Source organism: Paractinoplanes maris (genome assembly GCF_023544465.1).
GTDB lineage: Bacteria > Actinomycetota > Actinomycetes > Mycobacteriales > Micromonosporaceae > Actinoplanes > Actinoplanes maris.
On sequence record NZ_JALPVL010000003.1, the window covers coordinates 502,057 to 523,938 of the forward strand.

Sequence of the window (21,882 nt, forward strand, 5' to 3'; positions counted from 1 at the left end):
GGGACCCCCTTGATCGGCACCGCCGCCGCTCAGCTGAGCTTTCAGTCCCGTACGCCGGAACCGCTCTTGACCGGCTCGCGGCGCGGCACCGAGGGCTTGGCGCGCGCGGCCTCACACTCCTGGTTGACGATGGCCAGGAAGCGGCGCTCCTTGCGGGTGCCCTTGGACGACCAGGCGCTCGACACGCGGCGCCACCAGCTGCGGGCCTCGGCGTTGAGGAACAGGTCCTCGAGGTTGAACCGCAGGGCCTTCTCGTCGAGCTTGCCGATGTGCCACAGGGTGTTCCAGTGCGCCATCCACAGACTCATCCCGATCGCAGTCTTGCGATCGTCGGAGGTCGGGCGGTCGGTCGCGTTGTAGTCGAGCTCGGGATGGTCGAGCATCAGTTTGATCAACTCGAAGTGGCGCTCGCGCACGTCGACCATCTGGGCGGTGCGGGCCTGTTGCTGCTGGACGACGAGCGCGATCACGACGGCGAGGAGCGCGGCAATCGACACGACGGTGGGTAGATCGGTCATCATCACTCTCAGTTCCTAGTGCACCGCTCCGGCCGGGTCAGGGGGCCGCGGCGGGAGGGCGCTGACGATCGGGGGGCACGGTTTCCCATAGCTCTGACGTGTACTGCTCTGACGCCTGCGAATACATCGACAAGGCAGTTTGGCACCGCTCGGAAGTCAGCAGTTGCGATGTATTCCGTCCTGGACAGACACGTGATCCGGTCGCTCGGTCGGAGTATTGTCAGGGCGGCCGAGGTGTGCATGCGCAGGTCACGATGCTTAGGCCTTCGTGCGTAGGACGAGACGTTCACGCCTGATCCGATGCCCCACCGCGGCGATCCACATACCTTCTGTCACCGTCACCGCCGAAAACGGCGAACCTCAGCTATGGCAGTTTCTGACCAAATCGGGCGCGCGGGCGGCCCGATGGGCCGGCCCGACGGTTGGCCAGGGCTACGGCGGAAATTTTCGGCCGGTAACAAGGACGTAACAAGGCCTTGACCGGGCCGGAGCGCAACAGACATGTTTGCGTTCACGTTCGGCCAAGGATCGTGGGACCCCTGGAGCAGAGGACGACAAGCATGAGGACTCGTCCGGTCATCGGCGTGGTCGCGCAGAACACCACCCTCTACGGTCCCGCCAGCATGGTGAAGGCCATCGGCGACGCCGGCGTCGACGCCGACCTGCCCGTCACGATCGGGCACGTCTGCGGGTACGACTCCGTCGCCGCCTCCCGCCGGCTCGTGCACCGGTTCACCGGGCAGGGCATCGCCGGCCTGATCGTCATCGCACCGATCGACGCCACCGCCGGAGTGCTGGAGGCGGTGCCACCCGGTCTGCCGGTGGTGACGGTGGACGGTCCGCCCGGCTGCGCCACCTCGAACGTCGCGGTCGACCAGCACGCGGGCGGGTTGCTGGCCACCCGGCACCTGCTGGCCAACGGCCACCGCACGGTGTGGCACGTGGCCGGCCCCGAGCAGTGGCACGGCAGCCGCGCCCGGGAGGCCGGCTGGCGGGCCGCCCTGGCCGAGGCCGGCGTGCACGCCCCACCGACGGTCCGGGCCGACTGGTCGGCGGCGTCGGGCTACCGCTGCGGCAAGCTGCTGGCCGGCAACCCGTCCTGCACCGCCGTCTTCGCCGCCAACGACGACATCGCGCTGGGAGTCATGCGCGCGATGACCGAGCACGGCCGCCGCATCCCCGACGACGTCAGCGTGGTCGGCTTCGACGACGTGCCCGAGGCCGGCTACACCCACCCCGCGCTGACCACGGTCCGCCAGGAGTTCGCCGACGTCGGCCGCGAGGCGCTGCGCCTGCTCCTCGACCAGCTCGGCACGCCGTCGCGCCACCCGGAATCCGTACGCCTGGATCCGGTCCTGATGCCCCGGGGCACGGTGTCGGCGGCCGCGATCCGGGTGTGAGCCGCCGGGCTCAGCGCAGCGCGCGGAAAAACGTACGGATGTCGCCGACCAGGAGATCGGGGGCCTCGAGCGCGGCGAAGTGACCGCCCTGGTCGAACTCGGACCAGTGCACGATGGTGTTGCTCTGCTCGGCGAACCGACGGACGGCCACGTCCCCGGCGAAGTTGGCCACGCCAGTCGGCACGCGGCTGGGTGTGGGCCAGTTGGTGCCGTGCATGCTCTCGTAATACATGTTCGCCGACGAGCCCGCCGTCCGGGTGAACCAGTAGATCGAGACGTCGGTGAGCACCCGATCGCGGTCGGGAAAGCCGCCGGGGCTCCACTCCTGGAACTTCTCGGCGATCCAGGCCAGCTGGCCGGCCGGGGAGTCGGTGAGCGCGTGCGCCAGGGTCTGCGGGCGGGTGGCCTGGATCTGGAAGTAGCCGTTGCCCTCGGTGGTGAACTGCTTGATGCTCGCCACCCGGGTCAGCTCGGCGTCGGTGAGGCCGTCCGGGTCGACGTCGCCGAACGGGATGAAGCCCACCGTCGCCGCGTTGACGTGCACGCCGACCACATGCCCAGGGTCGACGCGGCCGAGGTCCGGGGCCACGAAGGCACCGAAGTCGCCGCCCTGGGCGCCGTACCGGTCGTAGCCGAGCCGAACCATCAGCTCGGCGATCGCGGTGGCCATCCGGCGGCTGTCCCAGCCGGGGCCGGCCGGCGGACCGGAGAAGCCGAAGCCTGGCAAAGAGGGAATGACCAGGTCGAACGGCTCGCTCCCCTCGGTCAGCGGGCCGATGACGTCGAGGAACTCGACGACCGAGCCGGGCCAGCCGTGCAGCAGCACGAGAGGCAGCGCGCCGGGGCGGCCCGAGCGGACGTGCAGGAAGTGGAGGCGCTGGCCGTCGATCTCGGTGACGAACTGCGGGTGGGAGTTGAGCTCGGCCTCGGCGGCGCGCCAGTCATACTTGGTGGCCCAGTGGTCAGCCAGCTCGCGCACGAAGGCGACGGGGACCCCGCGCTCCCAGTCGGCGCCGGGCAATTGCGGGGCCCAGCGTGTGCGGGACAGGCGAGCTCGCAGATCGGTGAGGTCGTCGTCGGGGATGTCGATGCGGAACTCGCGGATGTCAGTCATGCCGGGAACGCTAGGCGGAGTTGCGGTCAGCTTCTGACCCTCTTCGCGACGGCGTGCCCCGCATCGAACTGGCGGTCCGGCGCGACGCGGACAAGCGCAAGACGTACGCGATGGAAGCCGCCTGCGCCGACGGCGATCGCACCAAGACCCTCGGGTACGCCGTGAAGGTCGATCGGCAGCCTTTCCTGCGGGGTCAGATCACCTGCGACGGCGAGGTCGAGGAGGTCCGGATCAGCGGGTTCCTGCGGGGTGAGGTCGTGGTCGACCTGGAGGGCGGGCCGGTCGAGACGGCGTATGCGATCGTCACCCCGCGAAGCGAAGGATGAGGTCGAGGTCGGGGCCCCAGCTGTCGAGGATGTCGCCGTGGCCTCGTTCGCGGGCCAGGCCGGCCACCATCGGGAACAGCGTCAGCGGGTGCGTCCCGACGTAGGCGGGAGCCAGCGCGTCGTTCCACGGCGGCGGCAGCGGGTGGGTCGCCAGCTCCCACGCCAGGTATTTGTTGTAGGGCCGCAGCCGGCCGTGCAGGGCGAACACGGTGGTCAGCAGCCAGCCGACGCTCTCCTGCTCGTCCAGGGCGGCCGTCGGCGGGTGGCCGTCGCGGCGGCTCTTCACCGCGCGGTAGAGCTGATTCACATACCCGTCCAGACCTTCGCGCGCCCACTCGCGGGCCTCCTCGGCGGTGGGTGTGGCCTGCCGGTCGACCAGCGCGGCGATGCCCCCGCGGTCGAGCAGCACCCGCGCGCCGCGGAAGCCGTACCGCGGTCACAGGACCGAGGTGTCACCGAACTGCTCGACCGTCACGACGGCGAGGTCGACGTCGGGAGCCCGGTCCCGCTGCCAAGTCTCGCTGGGGGACGTGACGACGACCGTGACATCGACGTCGGAGTGCTCGGTGGTCAGTCCGCGGGCGTGCGAGCCGGTCAGGACCACGCCGAGCACGCCGGCGTCCGCCGTGGCCCGGGCCATCAGGTCGTCGAGCGTCGCCACGACAATGATCGTATGGGTCTGCAGGAGATTGTCGACGGAATTGTCGCGGGCACGCCGGGGGTGCGCTGGTCGATCGCCGTTCCCGGCCGCGCGGGTCACGAGCCGGGCCGGCGGCTGCGGACGGCCAGCATCGGCAAGCTGCTGTTGCTCATCGAGACGGCCCGCCGCATCGAGGCGGGTGAGCTCGACCCGGCCGAGCGCCTGACCAAGGACCCGGCCCTGGCCGTCGCCGACTCCGGCCTGTGGCAGCACCTGAGGATCGAGGCCCTGCCGGTCGCCGACCTGGCCGTGCTGATCGCCGCGGTGAGTGACAACTACGCGACCAACGTGCTGCTCGCGCGGGTCGGGCTGCCGGCCGTGCGGGCCGTCGCCGGGAGGCTGGGGTTGCACGAGACGGCGCTGCTCGACCGCGTACGGGGGAAGCGCGAAACCCACCACCCGCCGACGCTCTCGACCGGCGCCGCCGGCGAGCTTGCTCACCTGATGGAGCGCATCGCCCGCCGGGAGCTGCTGACGCCGGCCGTGTCGGAGCGGATGGACGGGTGGCTGGCGACGAGCGCCGACCTGTCGATGGTCGCGTCCGGGTTCGACGCCGACCCCCTGGCGCACACCACCACCGTACGGAATAAAACGGGCACCGATGACGGCATCCGCGCCGATGTGGGTTATGCCGGTGATCAGGCGTACGCCGTGCTGGCCAACTTCCGGCCGGAGGACACCGCCGAAGTCATCCGCGCCATGCGTGAAATCGGCCGCGCACTGTCGTAAAGCCGCAGCATCCCGGTCTGTTCGGACAATGACGAAACGGCTGGGTGGGAGCACAATGGCGAACGGGATGGGTGCCTACCCCGCCAGGAGGCATCCATCCCCTACGTTTGACACGGCATGGGCCGGGACCCCCGAGGGGATCCCGGCCCGCGCGCTTGTGGCCCCTACGGAGCCGGGTAATCCGTGACGAACACCGGCGCGCCGACCTTGGTCATGTCGGCTGCCGCGCCCACTCCGTTGACGACGTGGTTGATCACGCCGGCGCTGAGGTTGACGGTCATGATGTGGTGCAGCTTCACACCGGGGCGATTCGGGACCTCGAAGCCGTTCTCGGTCACGATCGACGGGTTGTTCTGGTTGAAGACGTAGACACCGGCCCCGTACAGGGAGTGGTTCTTGACCTTGTCTCCGACCTTGTAACCCGCGTAACCCTTGACCGTGCCGTTCATCCAGTCGGCCTGGGTCGGCGGGTCGTAGGGCAGTTCGTTCTGGTAGAGCACGGTGGTGCCCTTCTCGCCGTTCCAGACGGTGTTGTACTTCTGGAAGTGCTCGACGAACAGGCCCGTCGCGGTCACGTTGTCGCCGTTGATCACGGCGCCGTAGCGGCCGGTGTTGGTGCGCCACCGCTGGGTGTCGCCGTTCACGCCCTCGGTGAAGCCCTCGACGCCGTGGTCACCGCGCCACACCCAGGTGTGGTCGATCAGCACGTTGTCGCTGTTCACCTCGAGCGCCGTGTCGACCTTGCCGATGTGCGGGCCGCCCACCCGGAAGTAGACGTCCGACAGCGTGGTCGGGTTCGACGGCGAGCTGATCTTCAGACCGTTCTTGTTGCCGACCTGGAGCAGGTTCTTCGACTCCTTGGTGCCGGCGTCGATGGTGACACCCGCGACGACGACGCCGGGGACGTCGGCGACCTTGATCGGCGTGGCCCCGTTGACCGCGGTCAGCGTGGCGTGGCCGATGCCGAGCACGACCTGGTTGGGCCGCAGCACGTGGATCGTCTGGTCGATGTTGTAGACGCCCGGCGTGAAGAGCAGGTTCTTGCCGAGCAGCAGGTTCGCGTTGATCAGCCACTCGGGGTCGGACGGCTTCGCGACGAAGAAGTCGCTCAGCGGGATCGTCCGGCCCCTCGTGATGTCCTCGTCCCAGCTCACGCCGCTGGTGTTGCGGTGCGCGCTGGGCACGCGGACGGCGTACTTGCCCTTGCTGTCCACGAACAGGAACGGCTTCTCCCGGCTGAGCGGGGTCTGGGCCAGCGTCGTGTACGGCGTGGCCGGGAAGCCGGACTCGTCCGGCGCGCCCTCGACGCCGGCGAAGACCTGGTTCCACACCGCGTTGGACCAGCTGCCGACCTTGCTGTTACGGGTCAGCCACTGCTGCTGCGAGCCGTTGGTGACCGCGCCGAACTGCGAGTCGGCGATGAAGCCACCGCTGGCGTACTGCGGACCGGCGGTGCAGTAGTCCATCAGCGTGAAGCCGCCGTCGACGTTGAGCCGGCGCAGCGACACAGCCTGCGAGACGGCCCAGAAGTTGGCGCCGGCCCGGCAGCCGTCCTGGCCGGCACCGTTGACCTTGATCGACAGGTTGGACAGCGTGCGCCAGAAGTTGACGAGCGCGAGACAGTTGCTCGTGCCGCCGTTCTCGAGGCATCGGTTGTAGACCTCGACCTTGCCGTTGATCACGACGTCGCCGGGCGAGGCGCCGAGGCCGGAGACCTCGGTGTAGTAGCCGACCTTGATCTGCAGCGGCTGCGCGTCGGTGCCGTAGGTGCCCGGCTTGAACAGGAACGCGTAGCGGTCGGTGCCCATCTCGGCGTTGACCTGCTTCGCGTACGCCGCGTCGAGCTTCGCCTGGATGTCGGCGACCGGCATGCTCGGGTCGAAGATGGTGACGTTGGAGCCGAAATTCACGGTGGCCGCGGAGGCCGTGACGGGAGCTGCGGCGGCGGGGACGCTGGTGAGCGCACCGACGGTGACCGTGGTGAGCGCTACAGCGAGAATCCGTCGCAGATGCCGGCGACCGGACGGCCGCCCGGCGTTAGTCGTCATGCGGGAAGGTCCCTTCCGTTAACGAGGGAGCAACAAACTGGATCACAGCAAGCAATAGACGCATCGACATGTCAAGAACCGGGAGGGACTCCGGATGCGGCAATCGCACAGGCATCGGACATCTCGCCGTGGTTCCGGTACGCACCTTGCCCGAATGGCCCCGGGGAACGGATGTTCGGTCGCCGGAACCGGTACCGGCGATCACTCGGTACCGGTACCGGAAGCGCTTCCTCGTCGCCGCCGCAGGTGGTCACGCTCCGTGTCGGTCGGGGCGTGACGCAGAGCGGCGTCGAAGGCCCGGACCGCCGCCGCGTGCTCGCCGAGGCGGAGCAACAGCTCGGCGCGGACGGCGGGAAGCTGGTGGCCCGGCAACTCGAAGTCGAGCAGCTGAAGGGCGGCCGCCGCCCCGTCGGCCTCGGCGACGGCCACGGCCCGGTTGAGGCGGACCAGGGGCGAGCCGGTCAGGTCCTCCAGGCGCGCGTAGAGGGCGGCGATCGCGGGCCAGTCGGTGTCCTCGGCCCGGGCGGCGACGGCGTGCTGAGCGGCGATCAAGGCCTGCAACCGATAGGGACCGGCGGGTGCGGGCGCCTCGAGCAGGGCCAGCGCTTCGGCGATCTCCAGAACGTTCCATTCCGTACGGTCCTGGGCCGCGAGCAGGACGAGCCGGCCATCCCGGCGCCGGGCCCGCCGACGGGAGTGCTGCAGCAGCATGAGCGCGAGCAGAGCCGTCGCCTCGGGGTGAACCAGGCCTTCCGGCAGGAGCCGCCCGAGGCGGATCGCCTCTGCGGCAACGTCGTTCCGGTACGACCGGTAGCCCTCGGTGAAGAGCAGGTAGATCACGGTCAGCACGCCATCGGCGCGCGCGGGCCGGTCGGCGGGCGGCGGCACACCGAGCGGGATGCCGGCCGCCCGGATCTTCTGCTTGGCCCGGGTGACGCGGGCCGCCATGGTCGCCTCGCCGACCAGGAACAGCCGGGCGATCTCGGGCACGGTCAGGCCGGCCACGAAGCGCAGGGTGAGTGCGGCTTGCGCCTCGATCGACAGCGCCGGGTGGCAGCAGGCGAAAAGCAGCTGCAGGGAGTCGTCGGGCGCTCCGCGACCGTCTGGTGTGATCAGCAGCGGCAGGTAGCGGGTCAGGGTGTCGTCGCGGCGGCGCCGGTCGACGGCCCGGCGGCGGGCCACCGAGAGCAGCCAGGCCGCCGGGCGGCGCGGGATGCCCTCGCCCGGCCACTGCTGGGTGGCCGCGGCGAAGGCGTCCTGCAGCGCTTCCTCGGCGAGGTCGAAGCTGCGCAGCTCGGCGACCAGGGTGGCCAGCAGCGGCCCCCGGTGCTCGCGGAACGCGGCCTCGACCCCGGTCGTCAAGCCGGGTGCTCCACGACCGGCCGCACCTCGACGATGTCGCCCATCGCCGACAGGGCGCGGCCGAGTTCGAGTGCCTCGTCGAGATCGCGCGCGTCGACCAGATAGAAGCCGCCCAGCTGCTCGGCGGTCTCGGCGTACGGGCCGTCGGTGAGCAGGCCGCCCGCGCGGATGGTCGTGGCGGTGCCGGACAACGCGAGCTCTTCGCCACCGCGGTCGGCGTCGCGCTCCTTCAGCAGCGCGGCGAAGCGGCCGTGGGCCTCGTAGGCCCGTCGCCTCTGCTCCTCGTCGGCCTCGGCCCAGTCCTTCTCGGTCTGGTAGATCAGCAGTGCGTACTTCACGCGTACCTCCCTGACACATCATGGATGTCGTCCGGTCGTCGCACGACGGTCGGCGAAATCGACAGTGCGGGCGGATCCGGCCCGCACGGGTTCGCCGAGGTGAACCTTAAGTCGATCGCAAGTGGGGTCCGGCAGAGTCATCGGTGTTGCCACCCGGATGACGAAAGGGACCACCATGACCACCGCCGTCGCATCCTTCGAGGCGCTCCGGCGCCGGCTGACCGGGGCTCTCGCCGAGCCCGGTGAGCCGCTGTACGCCGAGCTGACGCCCGGATTCAATGTCGCGATCACCGCGACGCCCGCGGCCGTCGTCGAGGCCCGGGACGCGCGGGATGTCGCCGAGGCCGTACGGTTCGCCGCCGCGACCGGGCGGGCCGTCGCCGTGCAGGCCACCGGGCACGGCCTGGTCACGACCCTCGACGGCGCGATCCTCGTGCACACCGGGCGCCTCGACGAATGCGTCGTGCACCCCGAGGGGTGGGCCCGGGCCGGGGCCGGCGTGCGCTGGCAGCAGGTGCTCGACGCAGCCGCCCCGCACGGGCTGGCGCCACTGTGCGGCTCGGCGCCGGGGGTGGGCGTCGTCGGCTACACCACCGGCGGCGGGCTCGGGCCGGTCGCGCGGACCTTCGGCTGGGCTTCGGATCGCGTACGGGCCATCGAGATCGTCACCGGCGACGGTGTGCCGCGCCGGGCGACCGCCGTCGACGAACCCGAGCTGTTCTGGGGCGTGCGCGGCGGCAAGGGGGCGCTGGGGATCGTCACGGCGCTCGAGTTCGACCTCGTGCCGCTGGCGTCGGTCTACGCCGGCGCGCTGTACTTCGCCGGCGCGGACACCTCCGCGGTCGTGCACCGGTGGAGCCAGTGGTCGTCCGCCCTGCCGGCCGAGGCGACCACGTCGCTGGCGCTGCTCCAGCTGCCCCCGATGCCGGATGTGCCCGAGCCGCTGGCCGGCCGGTTCACCGTCGCCGTGCGTTTCGCCTGGACCGGCACCCCCGAGTCGGGTGAGGCCGTCCTGGCTCCGATGCGGGCCGTGGCGGCGCCCCTGATCGACGCGGTGCGGACCATCCCGTACGCGTCGATCGGCCTGGTGCACGCCGACCCGGCCGGCCCGATGCCGGTGATCGAGGAGACCGACCTGCTGACGTCGCTGCCGGCCGAGGCGGTGGACGCGTTGCTGGCCGTGGCCGGACCGGACGCCCGCTCGCCGCAGGTGATGGTCGAGCTGCGCCGGCTGGGCGGCGCGCTGGCGGCCACTCCCCCGCACCCGAGCGCCCTCTGCCACTGGGACGCCGCGTTCGTCCTCACCGTCATCGGCGTGCCGGTGCCGCCGATCGCCGACGCGATCGTGCCGCACGCGGCCGCTGTGCGCTCGGCACTGGCTCCGTGGGCCACCGGCGGCGCGCTGCCCAACCACGGCGCGGCGGCCGGCGCGGAACGGATCGCCCGCTCCTACGACCCGGAGACCCTGGCCCGGCTGACGTTGCTGGCCGAGCGCTACGACCCGGCCAATGTCCTGCGCGCGGGCCAGGTGCCGGTGCGCTGAATCACGTGCGGCGCGTGACCTGGCGGGGTCACGCGCCGCGCTACCGTCAGCCGATGGCGGATGACACCGAGCCCAGGCGGGCGAGCTACGGCCCGGTCATCGCTCTGATCGTGTTCACCTATGTCATCGCCACCTCGGTCACCGAACGCGTCGGGATCGCCATCGTGCTGGTGGTCCAGATCGGCACGGTCTGGTATGTGTTGCGGGTCGCGGCGATCGGCCGGCATCTGCACCACGTGGCCACGGCCGTCTTCGCGGTGGCGGTGGTGGCTGGCGTGTGGGGAGTGTTCTCCCCCGGCAACTGGTTGCTGGGCGCCACGTTCCTGGCCGGCTGTGTGCTCTACCTGATCGCGCCCGGCGCGATGGTGGCCGACGTGGCCCGCCGGGCGGTGGACAAGGAACTGCTGCTGGGTGCCCTGGCCGCGTATTGATGCTGGGCATGGCCTTCGGCTTCGCCTACCGCACCGTCGAAGTCCTGCAGCCCGGCCCGTTCTTCGGCGACTCGGGCCCGGCCACCCTCCCCGACTTCCTGTTCTTCAGCTTCACCACGCTGACCACTACCGGCTTCGGCGACCTGGTCCCGACCGGCAACCCCGGCCGCAGCCTGGCCGTCCTGGAGGCGCTGACCGGCCAGCTCTTCCTGGTGACGGCCGTGGCCAAGGTGGTGGAGGCCTGGCGCCCCCGCCGCCGGCACCACCCGCCTCCGGAGTGAGCGCTACATGAGCCAGGGATCCAGGCCGGAGGTTGCCTGCGGCGGGTCGTCGAAGACCGGCGGCGGCGCCAGACGTTTGCGCACCACGCGCCCGGCTCGCGCGCACACGATCCCGGCCAGGCCCGGCCGCCCGAACCCGAGCCGGGTCATCTCCCGCGCCCGCGGCCCGGTCGGCACATCCCGCGGCAGCGAGGCGACCGCGACCAGCCATGTCGGCAGCTCCAGCAGGCGCAGGGTCCGCGAGAGCCGCTCGGACTCGATGAAGCTCTCCGGGTCGAGCCGCTCGTTCAGGACTTCCCGCAGTTCCCCGCCCCGCTCCGGACGCCCGGCGGCCGCCGCGAACGCCGCCGCGTCCTCGACCCCCAGCGGATCAGGCAGAACGTCCTCGTCGGCCCCCGGCTCGCGCGAGGGGTCGCTGACGTACCGCCCGGTCTCCTCGCCGCCGGCCCAGGCCACCATCGCGAGCTGCCGGTCAGCCACCACCCGGACCACGATCACGTCGCCGCCGAGCTCCTCGGCCAGCGCCTCGCCCACACCGACGATCCCTCGCCGCCCGGCCGCCACAGCTCCCGCCCCGGCCCCGGCCACAACCGGCAGCCACCCACCGGCCGCCGGCGCGACCCACCCGCTGAACCGAAGCCGCCGCAACACGTCCGTGACCCGGCCGGGCTCCCCACCCCGCACCAGCGCCACGGCGTAGCTTTCGCCGACCGGCCCACCAACCTCCGGCCCGGGAGCGAACGGATAAACCATGCCTGCATCGTCCCACCCGTGCCGGGTCTCAAACCTGAAGCCGTCGAGCTCGAGGGCGTCCGCCAGGCCGTCTCCCAGCACCGATCGACATGGCATAACTCCTCGATCACGTTCGTGCCAGCCGGAGATCAACTACGGAGAGTAGTGCGCGGCCTTTGTAGTCTGCCGCTCGTGACGTTGACTCCCCTGCGGCCGGGCGACCCCACCACGCTCGGGTGGTTTCAGTTGCTGGCCCGCGTCGGCGAGGGCGGGATGGGCACCGTGTTCCTCGCTCGCGACGCCGCCGGCCGCCGCGCCGCGGTCAAGGCCATCCGTCCAGACATCGCCGCCGACCAGGAGTTCCGTGCCCGCTTCAGCAACGAGGTGCGCCGCGCCCGGCAGGTGCCCGCCTTCTGCACGGCGGCCGTCCTGGACGCCGATCCCGACGGCGAGATGCCGTGGATGGCTGTTGAGTACGTCGATGGCCCCAGTCTCGAGGCGGTGATCCGCGACCACGGCCCGCTACCCGAGCACGAGCTGCAGAGCGTCGCTGTGGGTGTTGCCACCGCGCTCGTGAGTATCCACGGCGCCGGCGTCGTCCACCGGGACCTCAAGCCGGCCAACGTGCTGCTGGCCCCGAGCAGCCCCAAGGTCATCGACTTCGGGATCTCCAGAAGCACCGACAGCGCCAGCGTCCTGACCCGACCCGATCACATGGTCGGCACGATCGCCTACATGGCCCCGGAGCGCTTTGACACCACGGGCCGTCTGCCGATCACCCCAGCCGCCGACATCTTCGCCTGGGGCGTCCTGGTCGCCTACGCCGTGACGGGCCGCACCCCGTTCGGCGGCGAATCCCCGTTGGCCACAGCCGGAAGCATTCTGACCCAGCCACCGGACCTGACCGGGCTGACCGGCCGCCTGCGCGACCTCGTCGCGGCCACCCTGGTCAAAGATCCGGCCGCTCGCCCGAACGCGGCCTCCGTCCTGGACAAGCTCCTGCGTGACGGTGAGCCCACCTCCCGCCAGAGGGCCGTGGCACAACCCGATCTGTACGCCGCCGCCCTCGAAGCGTCGGCGGCGGCTGCGCGCCGAGACGTCCGGCGCCGGTTGCGACACCGTGCCGCGGCCGCGGCCGCGGCACTCACCCTGATCGGCGGGTCGGTCGCGGTGGCCACTCACTTCGCCCGGGAGGCCCAGGCCGCCGGCCAGGAATCGCGACGACGAGCCGTCGCCGCCGTGGCCCAGCAGCTGATCACGCGTGCGCGAGGAGTTCTCCGGTCCGATCCGGGTCTGTCGCTTCGCTTGGCCATGACCGCGCAAGTGCTCGCACCGTCCGATCCGGCCCGTGGCGCGGTGATCGCGGCGCTGGCCACGCGATATCAGGGTGAGCTCGATACCACCCAGCCGACCTGGCGTGCCGTCTACAGCCCGGACGGTAAGACAATCGCCACCGTCGGTGTCAACGGCAGCGGCGACCTCTGGCGGGTCGAACCCGGCGGTGCCAAGACGCACGCGGCGTCGCTGCCGCTCGGCGACGAGGACACGCTGGTGGTCGCCTTCAGCCCGGATGGACGGATCCTGGCTACGTTCGGCGACAAACTTCGGTTGTGGTCGGTGGTCTCGCCCGGCTCACCGCGGCTGCTCAGCACGAGTACCTCGACGGAAGCTCCTCCGGCCTTGTTGTTGTCGTTCACGCGCGACGGCACGGGCCTGATGGCCGGTGGGTCGATGTGGGACGTCACCGACCCGAGCCATCCGCGACGGAAATGGAGTCTCCGCAGCGGCAACTTCCCGTTTCGATTCGGCAGTTTCGATGTGGCCAACGGCATCGTGGCCAGCCACGACAGCGATGCGGACACGGCATTGGCGCTCTGGAAGGTCACCGGCGTGCGGTCACCTCGGCTGGTCGGCCGGTTGAAGCTCCAGGGCGGCATCGGCCTGGTCGCCTTCCGGTCCGACGGCCGCCTGATGGCCGCGGCCGACCCGAATGGCATCCGCTTGTTCGACATGACGCAGTCGACTCCACGCTTGCTGAAGAGGTTCGGCGAAAGCGGACCACCGAGCACGCTGGGCTTCGACCGGACCGGCACGCGGCTCGCCGTGGGCAACCACAACCGGCACGACGTGACTGTCTGGGACCTGCGCACCCCGGCGAAACCCACCAGGATCGCCACCTTCACCGGCCATTCAGCCGAGGTCACGTCGGTCGACTTCTCGCCCGACAGCACGGAGCTCCTCACCGCGGGCCACGGGCCGGCGCACACGACCATGACTTGGCGGGTGGACGGACTGTTCCGTCCCGCGTTGCGCAACACGCTGCTGCACGACGTCCAGGGCTTGGGATCGGTCGACATCACACCGACCGGCACAGTGCAGGTCCGGACGGCGAGATCAGTGCGGTCCTGGCCGCTCGACGTAGGCAGCCGACCGACGGCGACGACTGTGGCCGGCAACCTCGACTACACCGAGCGCGGCACCCTCCGCTCCGGGGGCAACGACCTTCTCGACGGCCTGACGCTGTATGACATCGCCGATCCCGGCCGTCCCCGCGTCCGTCAACCCGCCGACACGAAACTCTCCCAGTCCTTCCTCGACATCAATCCGGAGTCCGGCCTCGCGGCGACGACTGAGGATCTGAAGCTGTCCGTCGCGATACGCCGGATCCCGGAAGACGGCAGCCTCATGTCGTCTTCCGCGATCGCCACGATCGAAAAGGCGACCACGGCTCGATTCGTTCGCCACACCTCTCTGTTGCTCACCGATCAAACCGAGAACGGCAACAAGAACGCCGTGGTGGTGTGGGACATCCAAGCTCCGGAGCGACCCCGGCGCGTCGACACAGTGGTCGCCCCGGACGAGCCCGTCGGACTCGCGTACAGCGGAGACGGCCGCAAGGTCGCGTTCACCACGGGTGAAGGCGCCCACTTCTGGCGTCCCGGCAGCGGGCAGGAGCCGGTGGTCATCCCAGCAGCCGACGGGACGAGCGCTCTGTCATCCGACGGAAGCCTGGCCGCAGTCGAGACGGGCACGGGAACGGGGATCTGGAGCACGATCGACAACAGCCCACCGACCCATCTCTGGTCGTTCCCGGAAACCATCCGGTCGACCGCGTTCGGGACCGACCGCCCGGTCCTGGCCACGACCAGTCCGTCCGACGCCCGCCTGTGGGATGTGTCGAACCTGGCGCAGACGCTGCGCGATCCGTTGTCCACGGCCTGCCGGCTCACGTCCGGACTCGGCCGCGACCCGTGGAAGACTTACGTCCCCGACCTTCCTTTCCAGCCGTCCTGTCCGGCTTAGACGCCAGTACGTCCATCGCGAACACACGGACCGTCCCGGCGGCTTCACCCACCTTTTCGGAGGAGGGTCCAGGCGCAGCACTGGCTGATAACGTCCGATGAACGGTGCGTGAACGCAATACGGCATTGCACCGGTTGGAGGACTGGTGCTCCCTCTGATTTGCGACGCGTGCAACCAGGTCTACTCGTCGAAGCTGATTCTGCCATCGAGCTTCCGGTCCGATGCGATCAGCGCCGCGAACGCCGGGGCTCCCAGCAAATGTCCGCGCTGCGGGCACGTCAACGGAGCCTATCGGATCGCGCAGGCGACGGAGCACCTGAGATACCTGGCCTCGACCGGTCTTTCCCGGGAGCAACTTCGAGAAGTCAAAGCGATCGCTCAAAGTGGCCTGGATGATCCTGAGGACTTGGATGGAGCCGCCCAGCGGGTCGCGGAGCGGATGCCCAACGGCTTTCTGCCGTTCCGCGTGTGGCCGACGGGTACGGGTGATCGGATCGCCTTGATATCTCTGCTGGTCACTTCCATCACGCTTCTCGAGAACATCGCCGGTGACTGGGCCGACCTCGCAGCCCTGGCCCGGCCCCGGTCGAACACCAACAGCGGCCCTCGCGAATCGACGGGGACGGAGACACCTTCCCCTCCGTCGGCACAGCCGTCGGGCTCAATCACGTCGACGCCCTCGGCGGCCGATCCGGTGAGCAACGGGTCGATCACAGTCGTCCGGCCCACACCGAATGAGATATTCTATTACCGGTACTCGAAGCCGTACCGGTATCGCGGCGAGGCCACCTTCTCACCAGACCTCACCCTCTGGTTCTTCAGCACTTTTCAAGATCCTGACAACGGTGATAAGTTCCGCACCGGATTACCAGTAGCAGAGCGTTCCGGAAAATGGAAACTTACCCTTGTATACGAACGATCGGAAACCGCTTACAAGACAATTCACAATTGTTTTGCATGCCTTCGTAAAGTCGACGACGCGGCGATCCGGAGACGTTCGGAGACCATGACCTTCAAATCAGATGAGAACCAATTCTATGTCTTGAAAGGAACCAGCAACATCCGTCTCGAGCCACCGCTGTTCAGAATCAAGTACGACAAGCTGCGCTTCGGCCAGAATCTGCTCTCCAGGCTGCTCGTCGACCCCACCCGTCAAGTTCCGACGCTGCTTCGTGACGTCGAGGACATCTGAGTCGCGCGACCGCCGCCTCGCCGGCACGGTCGTGGGTTCCGCACGGCTTCGATGCCCGTCGGCCCCGGCAGACGGCTCTCGTCATCCCTCCCTGGCCGAGGGCTCCCGTCACTCATCCCCGACAGATGAGGTGCGCGCGGAACGCCGGAGGGACCATGGCCGCGGGCGGCCGGGAACTCCGGCCCGGCGGCTGGAGGTCCAGAATGCTCGGTTTCTCCGGCCAGGAGCCGGCAGCTCACGAGTCAGCGGCTCAGGAACCACCAACCCGGACGCCAGCGGCTCAGGTACCAACGGCCCAGGGGCAGACGGCCGCGCCACCAACAGGTCCGGAGCCGACCACCCGGAAACCCACGGGCGATCCGGGCGGATGGGGAGACGTCGCGATCGGTGCCGGAGCCTGGCTGGTGCGGGGTGCGGTGGACGCGGGGGCGGCGGTCCGGGTGCGGGTGGTCCGTGAGGCCGGTGAGGCGGGGACGTCGGTACGCGGTCGGGTGGACGGCAGCGCGGCCGAGATCCGGCGCTGGGCCGCGGGGCTGGCGGAGCAGGGCGCGGCCGAGCGCAACCGGGCGGCGTCCGCCGTGGCCGACCAGCGCAGCCGGGCTGCGGTCACCGTGGCCGGCCGGCGGAGCCAGGTGGTGTCCGCGGCGGAGGCCGTGATCGACGCGGTGGCCACCTCACCGCTGGTCGACCGGGTGGTGGACGCCCAGGTCTCCCGGATCCTGCGGCCGCTGGTGCGCACTGTGCTCGACGACGTGCTGACGCTGCTCGAGCAGGAGCCGGAACGCATCCAGCCGCTCGTGCGCGGCCAGCGCGACTCGATGGTGGACGAGCTGGTCGGCCGGATCCGCAGCGGAGCGGCCGCCGGTGACGACGCGGTCGACCGGATGACTTCGCGGATGTGGTGGCGCCGCACCCGCCCGGCGCGGATCGGTGAGGCGCCGGTCGCCCCGCCGCCGGTGACCGAGCCGACCGTGGCACCGGTGCCGACCAACGGCGGGGTTCCGTCCGTTCCGCCCGGCGATCGGCGGTGAGGTACGCCGGCGCGGTCAGCCGGCTGCTTGCCTACCTGGTCGACGCTCTGTTGCTGGTGGCCGCCGCGACCGGCACCATCGCCACGGTCGCCCTGGTCGCCCAGGTCGGCGGCGCCCCGCTGGACGGCCTGGCCCGGCTGCTCGCCGCCACGTACGCCCTGGGCCTGCCCACGGTGTTCGCGGCCGGCTGCGCCCTGTTCTGGGCCCTGGCCGGCCGCACCCCGGGCATGGCCCTGCTCGGGCTGCGGGTGGTCGCCCTGGACGGCCGCCCGGTTCGCTGGCCGGCCGCTCTCCTGCGGGCCGTCGTTCTCGCCTATTTCCCGGTCGGCGCGGCCTGGCTGCTGGTGGACCGGCGGCGTCAGGCCCTGCACGACAAACTCGCCCGGACCGCGGTGACGCGCCGGGGGGATGCCCGCTAACCCGTCGAGCGGTGCAGTTCGCCGGCTACCCGCTCCAGCGTCTCGCGCAGGGCCCGCGCGGCCGGGGAAGCGGCCCCGGAGAGGCGCTGGGCCGTGAAGATCGTGCGGCGGGGCCGGTCGGGCAGGGTGAGCAGGCGGCAGGACGTGTCCCGGCCGGCCCAGACCAGGTCGGGGATCAGGGCGACGGCGTTGCCCGACTCGACCAGGCGGATGTGGGCCTGCAGGTCGGCCGTCTCGTACCGTACGTCGGGTTCGAAGCCGGTCGAGCGGCACAGCTGCTCGGCGAAATGGCGGGAGGCGGTGCCCCGCGGCTCCATGACCCAGGGCATGTGGCGGGCCTCGTCCAGCGAGGTCACCGGGTGCAACGCCGCTTCGGGCGCGGGCAGGGCCAGGCGGATGACGTCGGTGGTCAGCGGGCGGCGATCGAGGCCGGGGTGGTGTGGCGCGGCGTGGGCCGGGTATTGCTCAGCGATCACCATGTCGAAGTCGCGGGCCCACGTTTCGCGCAACGCTTCCTCGGGCTCGCGCTGCACCATCTCGACCCGTACGTCCGGAAAGCGGGTGGCCATGGCGAGCAGAGTCGCCGGCATGAGCGCCAGCGCGGCCGACTGGAAGACGGCCACGCGGACCCGGCCGCTCACCGTGGCGGTCGAGGCCTGCAGGCGCGCCTCGGCCCGTTCCAGCGTGTCGAGCACGTCGCCGACCGATTCGACCAGCACCTCGGCCTGCGGGGTGAGCTGCACGCCCCGGCCCGACTTGCGCAGCAGCGGCATGCCGGCCTCCCTCTCGAGCTGGCTGAGCTGCTGCGACACGGCCGACGGGGAGAAGTTGAGCGCCTCGGCGACGGCCGCGATCGTTCCGCGGACGGCCAGCTCGCGCAGCAGGACGAGGCGCCGGATCTCCAGCACGGGAGCCTCCCGAGAAACGTTAAGCGGAACTGAAGAGTACTCGTCGAAAACCGTCGCTTTTTCTGAACGGAATCCGGAAGGACACTTTCGGCATGTCTGACGTCGTCCAGTCGCCGGCCCACGAGGCCGTGCACCCCGAGCTCGCCGATGAGGCCATCGCGCTGGTCCGCCGCTGGCTGCACGAGGCCTCGGCCATCAAGACCACCGGCTCGGCGGCGCAGCTGGCCGGCGTGCTGCGCGACCCCAAGGGCCTCGCCTTCGCGGTCGGCTTCGTCGACGGCGTCGTCCGCCCCGAGGACGTCCGGGTCAGCGCCCGCGCCCTCAACGCGCTCGCGCCCGACGTCCCCCGCTTCCTGCCCGCTCCCCTGCGCGGCGCCGTGCGGCTCGGCGGCGCCCTGGCCCCGGTGCTGCCGGGGGTGGTCGTGCCGATCGCCCGCCGGGTGCTGCGCCGCATGGTCGGTCACCTGATCGTCGACGCCGGCGACGCCAAGCTGGGCCGGGCCATCGCCCGGATCAAGCGCCGCGACGTCCGGCTCAACGTCAACCTGCTGGGCGAGGCGGTGCTCGGCCGCGGCGAGGCGACCCGGCGGCTGCGCGAGACCGAGCGGCTGCTCGGCCGCGACGACGTCGACTACGTGTCGATCAAGGTGTCGTCGACCGTCGCGCCGCACAACCCGTGGGCGTTCGACGAGGCCGTCACCGAGATCGTCGAGCAGCTCACGCCGCTGTTCACGCTGGCCGCCACCGCCCGGACCAAGAAGTTCGTCAACCTCGACATGGAGGAGTACAAGGACCTCGACCTCACGATCGCGGTCTTCACCCGGCTCCTCGACAAGCCCGAGCTGCGCGACCTCGAGGCCGGCATCGTGCTGCAGGCCTACCTGCCGGACGCGCTGGCGGCGATGATCCGGCTCCAGGAGTGGTCGGCCGCCCGGCGCGAGCGGGGCGGCGCCGGCATCAAGGTGCGCCTCGTCAAGGGAGCCAACCTGCCGATGGAGCAGGTCGAGGCGACCGTGCACGGCTGGCCGCTGGCCACCTGGGGCAGCAAGCAGGAGACCGACACCAACTACAAGCGGGTGCTCGGCTACGCGCTGCACCCCGACCGGATCGGCAACGTGCGGCTGGGCGTGGCCGGGCACAATCTCTTCGACATCGCGTACGCCTGGCTCCTGGCCGGTCGGCGCGGCGTGCGCGAGGGCATCGAGTTCGAGATGCTGCTCGGCATGGCCGAGGGCCAGGCCGAGGTGGTCCGGCGCGAGGTCGGCGGCTTGCTGCTCTACACCCCGGTCGTACGCCCGGAGCAGTTCGACGTCGCGATCGCCTACCTGATCCGTCGCCTCGAAGAGGGGGCCAGCAGCGACAACTTCATGTCCGCGGTGTTCGAGCTGGACAGCGACTCCGCGTTGTTCGCCCGTGAGCGCGACCGTTTCCTGGCCTCGCTGAAGGAACTGGACGACAAGGTGCCGGACACGCACCGCGTCGCCGTCCGGCCCCCCGTGGAACCCGGCCGGTTCGCCAACACCCCCGACACCGACCCCGCCGTCGAGACCAACCGCACGTGGGTCCGCGAGGTCCTCGAGCGGGTGCCCGGCTCCAGGATCGGCGTCGACGTCATCGACGCCGCCCGGGTCACCGACGAGCGCCGCCTCGACGACCGCCTGGGTGCGGCCGTCGCCGCCGGTACGGCCTGGGGCGCGATGTCCGGGGCCGAGCGCGGCGCCGTCCTGCACCGCGTCGGTGAGGCCCTCGAGGCCCACCGGGCCGACCTCCTGGAGGTGATGGCGGCCGAGACCGGCAAGACGGCCGACCAGGCCGACCCCGAGATCTCCGAGGCCGTCGACTTCGCGCACTACTACGCCGACCTGGCCGCCGGTCTCGACACCGTCGACGGCGCGGTCGCCGTGCCCGAGAAGCTCACGCTGGTCACGCCGCCGTGGAACTTCCCGGTGGCCATCCCGGCCGGCTCGGTGCTGGCCGCCCTGGCCGCCGGCTCCGCGGTCGCGCTCAAGCCGGCTGGTCCGGCCGAGCGCTGTGGCGCCGTCCTGGCCGCCATCATCAAGCCGGTGCTGCCCGACGCCGACGTGCTCACCCTGATCCAGGTCGAGGAGCGGGCGCTGGGCAAGCAGCTGATCAGCCACGCACTGGTCGACCGGGTCATCCTGACCGGGGCGTACGAGACGGCCGAGCTGTTCCGCTCGTTCCGCACCGACCTGCCGTTGCTGGCCGAGACCAGCGGCAAGAACGCCATCATCGTGACCCCCAGCGCCGACCTCGACCTGGCCGTCAAGGACGTGATCACCTCGGCCTTCGGGCACGCCGGCCAGAAGTGCTCGGCCGCCTCGCTGGTCATCCTGGTCGGCTCGGTCGCCCGCTCGGAGCGCTTCCGCCACCAGCTGCTCGACGCCGCCCGCTCGCTGACCGTGGGCTGGCCGTCCGACCCGCGCAGCCAGGTCGGCCCGGTCATCGAGCCCGCCTCGGGCAAGCTGCTCGACGGCCTGACCAAGCTCGGCCCGGGTGAGAGCTGGCTGCTGCGGCCGGAGAAGTTGGACGACAGCGACCGGCTGTGGAGCCCGGGCATCCGTGACGGCGTGGCCCGCGGGTCGGCTTATCACCGCACCGAGTACTTTGGACCGGTGCTCGGCATCATGACCGCCGAGACCCTCGACGAGGCGATCGACCTGGTCAACGACGTCGACTTCGGGCTCACCTCGGGTCTGCACTCGCTGGACCCGGCCGAGCTGGCGCGATGGCTCGACCGGGTGCAGGCCGGCAACCTGTACGTCAACCGGGGCATCACCGGCGCCATCGTCCGGCGGCAGCCGTTCGGCGGCTGGAAGCGTTCGGCGGTCGGCCCCGGCACCAAGGCCGGTGGCCCCAACTATCTGGTCGGGCTGTCCGGCTGGCGGTCGGCCGAAGCGGCGGTGGAGGCCAAGGTCGACGACGTGGCCGTCCGGGCGCTGCTCACCGCGGCCGGCCGGGCGCTGCCCGCCGGCGACGCGCGGATGCTGGAGCGGGCGGCCCGCAGCGACGCGGCGGCGTGGGCGGCCGAGTTCGGCGCGGCCAAGGACGTGTCCGGGCTGTGGGCCGAGCGCAACGTGCTGCGCTACCTGCCCGTTCCGGTCGAGGTGCGGCTGGCCGACGGTGGCTCGGAGGCCGAGCTGCTGCGGGTCGTGGCCGCCGGCGTCCGGGCCGGGGCGTCGTTCCGGGTCTCGACCGCGGTCGCGCTGACGGCCGAACTGGCCGTGGCCATCCCGGTCGACGTGCGGGTGGAGAGCGACGACGAGTTCGCCGCCGGCCTGCGGAGCACCAGCCGCGTACGCCTGATCGGCGGCTCGGCCGAGGCGCTGGCCCGGGCCACCGGCGGCCGTCCCGACCTGGCCGTCTGGTCGGGCCCGGTCACCGAGGCCGGCCGGATCGAGATGCTGCCCTTCCTGCACGAGCAGGCGGTCAGCATCACGGCCCACCGCTTCGGCAACCCCGACCAGCTGGCCGCCTCGGCGCTGTGAA

The 21,882-nt window shown here is 71.0% G+C and carries 20 protein-coding genes; 11 read left to right on the forward strand and 9 right to left on the reverse strand.

Annotated features, from left to right (window positions below; all coding sequences use genetic code 11):
• Positions 1-41 precede the first annotated feature (41 nt).
• Positions 42-518 carry a DUF6082 family protein gene (locus tag NAG42_RS11455; protein ID WP_250030186.1) on the reverse strand — a complete coding sequence of 159 codons (477 nt, stop codon included), beginning with the start codon at positions 516-518 and terminating at the stop codon, positions 42-44.
• Positions 519-1,078: 560 nt separating this feature from the next.
• Here NAG42_RS11455 and NAG42_RS11460 point away from each other — a divergent pair.
• Positions 1,079-1,918 (forward strand): substrate-binding domain-containing protein, encoded by an 840-nt coding sequence (locus tag NAG42_RS11460; protein ID WP_250030187.1) that lies wholly within the window; start codon positions 1,079-1,081, stop codon positions 1,916-1,918.
• A 10-nt stretch (positions 1,919-1,928) separates the two neighbouring features.
• Here the strand turns inward: NAG42_RS11460 and NAG42_RS11465 are convergent, their stop codons facing one another.
• The gene (locus tag NAG42_RS11465) at positions 1,929-3,032 is read right to left on the reverse strand and encodes an epoxide hydrolase family protein (protein WP_250030188.1); all 1,104 of its coding nucleotides are present in this window, start codon (positions 3,030-3,032) and stop codon (positions 1,929-1,931) included.
• A 53-nt stretch (positions 3,033-3,085) separates the two neighbouring features.
• Here NAG42_RS11465 and NAG42_RS11470 point away from each other — a divergent pair, with 53 nt between their 5' ends.
• Positions 3,086-3,358: a hypothetical protein gene (locus tag NAG42_RS11470; RefSeq protein ID WP_250030189.1), complete on the forward strand. Its 273-nt coding sequence runs from the start codon at positions 3,086-3,088 to the stop codon at positions 3,356-3,358.
• On the opposite strand, the gene NAG42_RS11475 is transcribed toward NAG42_RS11470, so the two are convergent.
• Entirely contained in the window at positions 3,336-3,767 is a 432-nt protein-coding gene (locus NAG42_RS11475; RefSeq protein WP_250030190.1) for a hypothetical protein, read from the reverse strand. The genes NAG42_RS11470 and NAG42_RS11475 overlap by 23 nt on opposite strands.
• Positions 3,768-3,794: 27 nt before the next feature.
• Positions 3,795-4,019 (reverse strand): nucleotidyltransferase domain-containing protein, encoded by a 225-nt coding sequence (locus NAG42_RS11480; protein WP_250030191.1) that lies wholly within the window; start codon positions 4,017-4,019, stop codon positions 3,795-3,797.
• Between the two features lie 12 nt (positions 4,020-4,031).
• Here NAG42_RS11480 and NAG42_RS11485 point away from each other — a divergent pair, with 12 nt between their 5' ends.
• Positions 4,032-4,787 (forward strand): serine hydrolase, encoded by a 756-nt coding sequence (locus NAG42_RS11485; RefSeq protein ID WP_250030192.1) that lies wholly within the window; start codon positions 4,032-4,034, stop codon positions 4,785-4,787.
• Between the two features lie 164 nt (positions 4,788-4,951).
• Here NAG42_RS11485 and NAG42_RS11490 read toward each other — a convergent pair whose 3' ends face one another.
• From NAG42_RS11490 to NAG42_RS11500, 3 genes are all read right to left on the reverse strand, one after another.
• Positions 4,952-6,835 (reverse strand): pectate lyase-like domain-containing protein, encoded by a 1,884-nt coding sequence (locus NAG42_RS11490; RefSeq protein WP_250030193.1) that lies wholly within the window; start codon positions 6,833-6,835, stop codon positions 4,952-4,954.
• 201 nt (positions 6,836-7,036) lie between these two features.
• Positions 7,037-8,197, reverse strand: a complete 1,161-nt coding sequence (locus tag NAG42_RS11495; protein WP_250030194.1) for an RNA polymerase sigma factor — start codon at positions 8,195-8,197, stop codon at positions 7,037-7,039.
• Positions 8,194-8,535, reverse strand: a complete 342-nt coding sequence (locus NAG42_RS11500; protein WP_250030195.1) for a YciI family protein — start codon at positions 8,533-8,535, stop codon at positions 8,194-8,196. The genes NAG42_RS11495 and NAG42_RS11500 overlap by 4 nt, the downstream gene beginning before the upstream one ends.
• Positions 8,536-8,710: 175 nt before the next feature.
• On the opposite strand from NAG42_RS11500, the gene NAG42_RS11505 reads away from it, so the two are divergent.
• The 3 genes from NAG42_RS11505 to NAG42_RS11515 are packed head-to-tail and all read left to right on the forward strand — an operon-like array spanning position 8,711 to position 10,790.
• Positions 8,711-10,078: an FAD-binding oxidoreductase gene (locus NAG42_RS11505; RefSeq protein ID WP_250030196.1), complete on the forward strand. Its 1,368-nt coding sequence runs from the start codon at positions 8,711-8,713 to the stop codon at positions 10,076-10,078.
• Between the two features lie 53 nt (positions 10,079-10,131).
• Positions 10,132-10,509 carry a hypothetical protein gene (locus NAG42_RS11510; protein WP_250030197.1) on the forward strand — a complete coding sequence of 126 codons (378 nt, stop codon included), beginning with the start codon at positions 10,132-10,134 and terminating at the stop codon, positions 10,507-10,509.
• An 8-nt stretch (positions 10,510-10,517) separates the two neighbouring features.
• Complete coding sequence (locus NAG42_RS11515) at positions 10,518-10,790, forward strand: ion channel (RefSeq protein WP_250030198.1); 273 nt, start codon at positions 10,518-10,520, stop codon at positions 10,788-10,790.
• A gap of 3 nt (positions 10,791-10,793) precedes the next feature.
• On the opposite strand, the gene NAG42_RS11520 is transcribed toward NAG42_RS11515, so the two are convergent.
• On the reverse strand, positions 10,794-11,543 hold the full coding sequence (locus tag NAG42_RS11520) for a hypothetical protein (RefSeq protein WP_250030199.1): 750 nt from the start codon (positions 11,541-11,543) through the stop codon (positions 10,794-10,796).
• Between the two features lie 18 nt (positions 11,544-11,561).
• On the opposite strand from NAG42_RS11520, the gene NAG42_RS11525 reads away from it, so the two are divergent.
• From NAG42_RS11525 to NAG42_RS11540, 4 genes are all read left to right on the forward strand, one after another.
• Positions 11,562-14,825 (forward strand): protein kinase domain-containing protein, encoded by a 3,264-nt coding sequence (locus tag NAG42_RS11525; RefSeq protein WP_308201138.1) that lies wholly within the window; start codon positions 11,562-11,564, stop codon positions 14,823-14,825.
• Positions 14,826-14,970: 145 nt separating this feature from the next.
• Entirely contained in the window at positions 14,971-16,017 is a 1,047-nt protein-coding gene (locus tag NAG42_RS11530) for a hypothetical protein (protein ID WP_250030200.1), read from the forward strand.
• A gap of 404 nt (positions 16,018-16,421) precedes the next feature.
• A complete protein-coding gene (locus tag NAG42_RS11535; protein WP_250030201.1) occupies positions 16,422-17,048 on the forward strand; it encodes a hypothetical protein in 627 nt (208 codons plus the stop codon).
• Positions 17,045-17,467 (forward strand): RDD family protein, encoded by a 423-nt coding sequence (locus NAG42_RS11540; RefSeq protein ID WP_250030202.1) that lies wholly within the window; start codon positions 17,045-17,047, stop codon positions 17,465-17,467. The genes NAG42_RS11535 and NAG42_RS11540 overlap by 4 nt, the downstream gene beginning before the upstream one ends.
• Here the strand turns inward: NAG42_RS11540 and NAG42_RS11545 are convergent.
• Positions 17,464-18,375 (reverse strand): LysR family transcriptional regulator, encoded by a 912-nt coding sequence (locus NAG42_RS11545; protein WP_250030203.1) that lies wholly within the window; start codon positions 18,373-18,375, stop codon positions 17,464-17,466. The genes NAG42_RS11540 and NAG42_RS11545 overlap by 4 nt on opposite strands.
• A gap of 92 nt (positions 18,376-18,467) precedes the next feature.
• Here NAG42_RS11545 and NAG42_RS11550 point away from each other — a divergent pair, with 92 nt between their 5' ends.
• Entirely contained in the window at positions 18,468-21,881 is a 3,414-nt protein-coding gene (locus tag NAG42_RS11550) for a bifunctional proline dehydrogenase/L-glutamate gamma-semialdehyde dehydrogenase (RefSeq protein WP_250030204.1), read from the forward strand.
• Position 21,882: the final 1 nt, after the last annotated feature.

What these genes read in the sequence shown, in the direction of transcription:
- NAG42_RS11455 (WP_250030186.1), bottom strand. Translation starts at nt 518, where the DNA reads ATGACCGATCTACCCACCGTCGTGTCGATTGCCGCGCTCCTCGCCGTC.
- NAG42_RS11460 (WP_250030187.1), top strand. Translation starts at nt 1,079, where the DNA reads ATGAGGACTCGTCCGGTCATCGGCGTGGTCGCGCAGAACACCACCCTC.
- NAG42_RS11465 (WP_250030188.1), bottom strand. Translation starts at nt 3,032, where the DNA reads ATGACTGACATCCGCGAGTTCCGCATCGACATCCCCGACGACGACCTC.
- NAG42_RS11485 (WP_250030192.1), top strand. Translation starts at nt 4,032, where the DNA reads ATGGGTCTGCAGGAGATTGTCGACGGAATTGTCGCGGGCACGCCGGGG.
- NAG42_RS11490 (WP_250030193.1), bottom strand. Translation starts at nt 6,835, where the DNA reads ATGACGACTAACGCCGGGCGGCCGTCCGGTCGCCGGCATCTGCGACGG.
- NAG42_RS11505 (WP_250030196.1), top strand. Translation starts at nt 8,711, where the DNA reads ATGACCACCGCCGTCGCATCCTTCGAGGCGCTCCGGCGCCGGCTGACC.
- NAG42_RS11510 (WP_250030197.1), top strand. Translation starts at nt 10,132, where the DNA reads ATGGCGGATGACACCGAGCCCAGGCGGGCGAGCTACGGCCCGGTCATC.
- NAG42_RS11515 (WP_250030198.1), top strand. Translation starts at nt 10,518, where the DNA reads ATGGCCTTCGGCTTCGCCTACCGCACCGTCGAAGTCCTGCAGCCCGGC.
- NAG42_RS11520 (WP_250030199.1), bottom strand. Translation starts at nt 11,543, where the DNA reads ATGGTTTATCCGTTCGCTCCCGGGCCGGAGGTTGGTGGGCCGGTCGGC.
- NAG42_RS11550 (WP_250030204.1), top strand. Translation starts at nt 18,468, where the DNA reads ATGTCTGACGTCGTCCAGTCGCCGGCCCACGAGGCCGTGCACCCCGAG.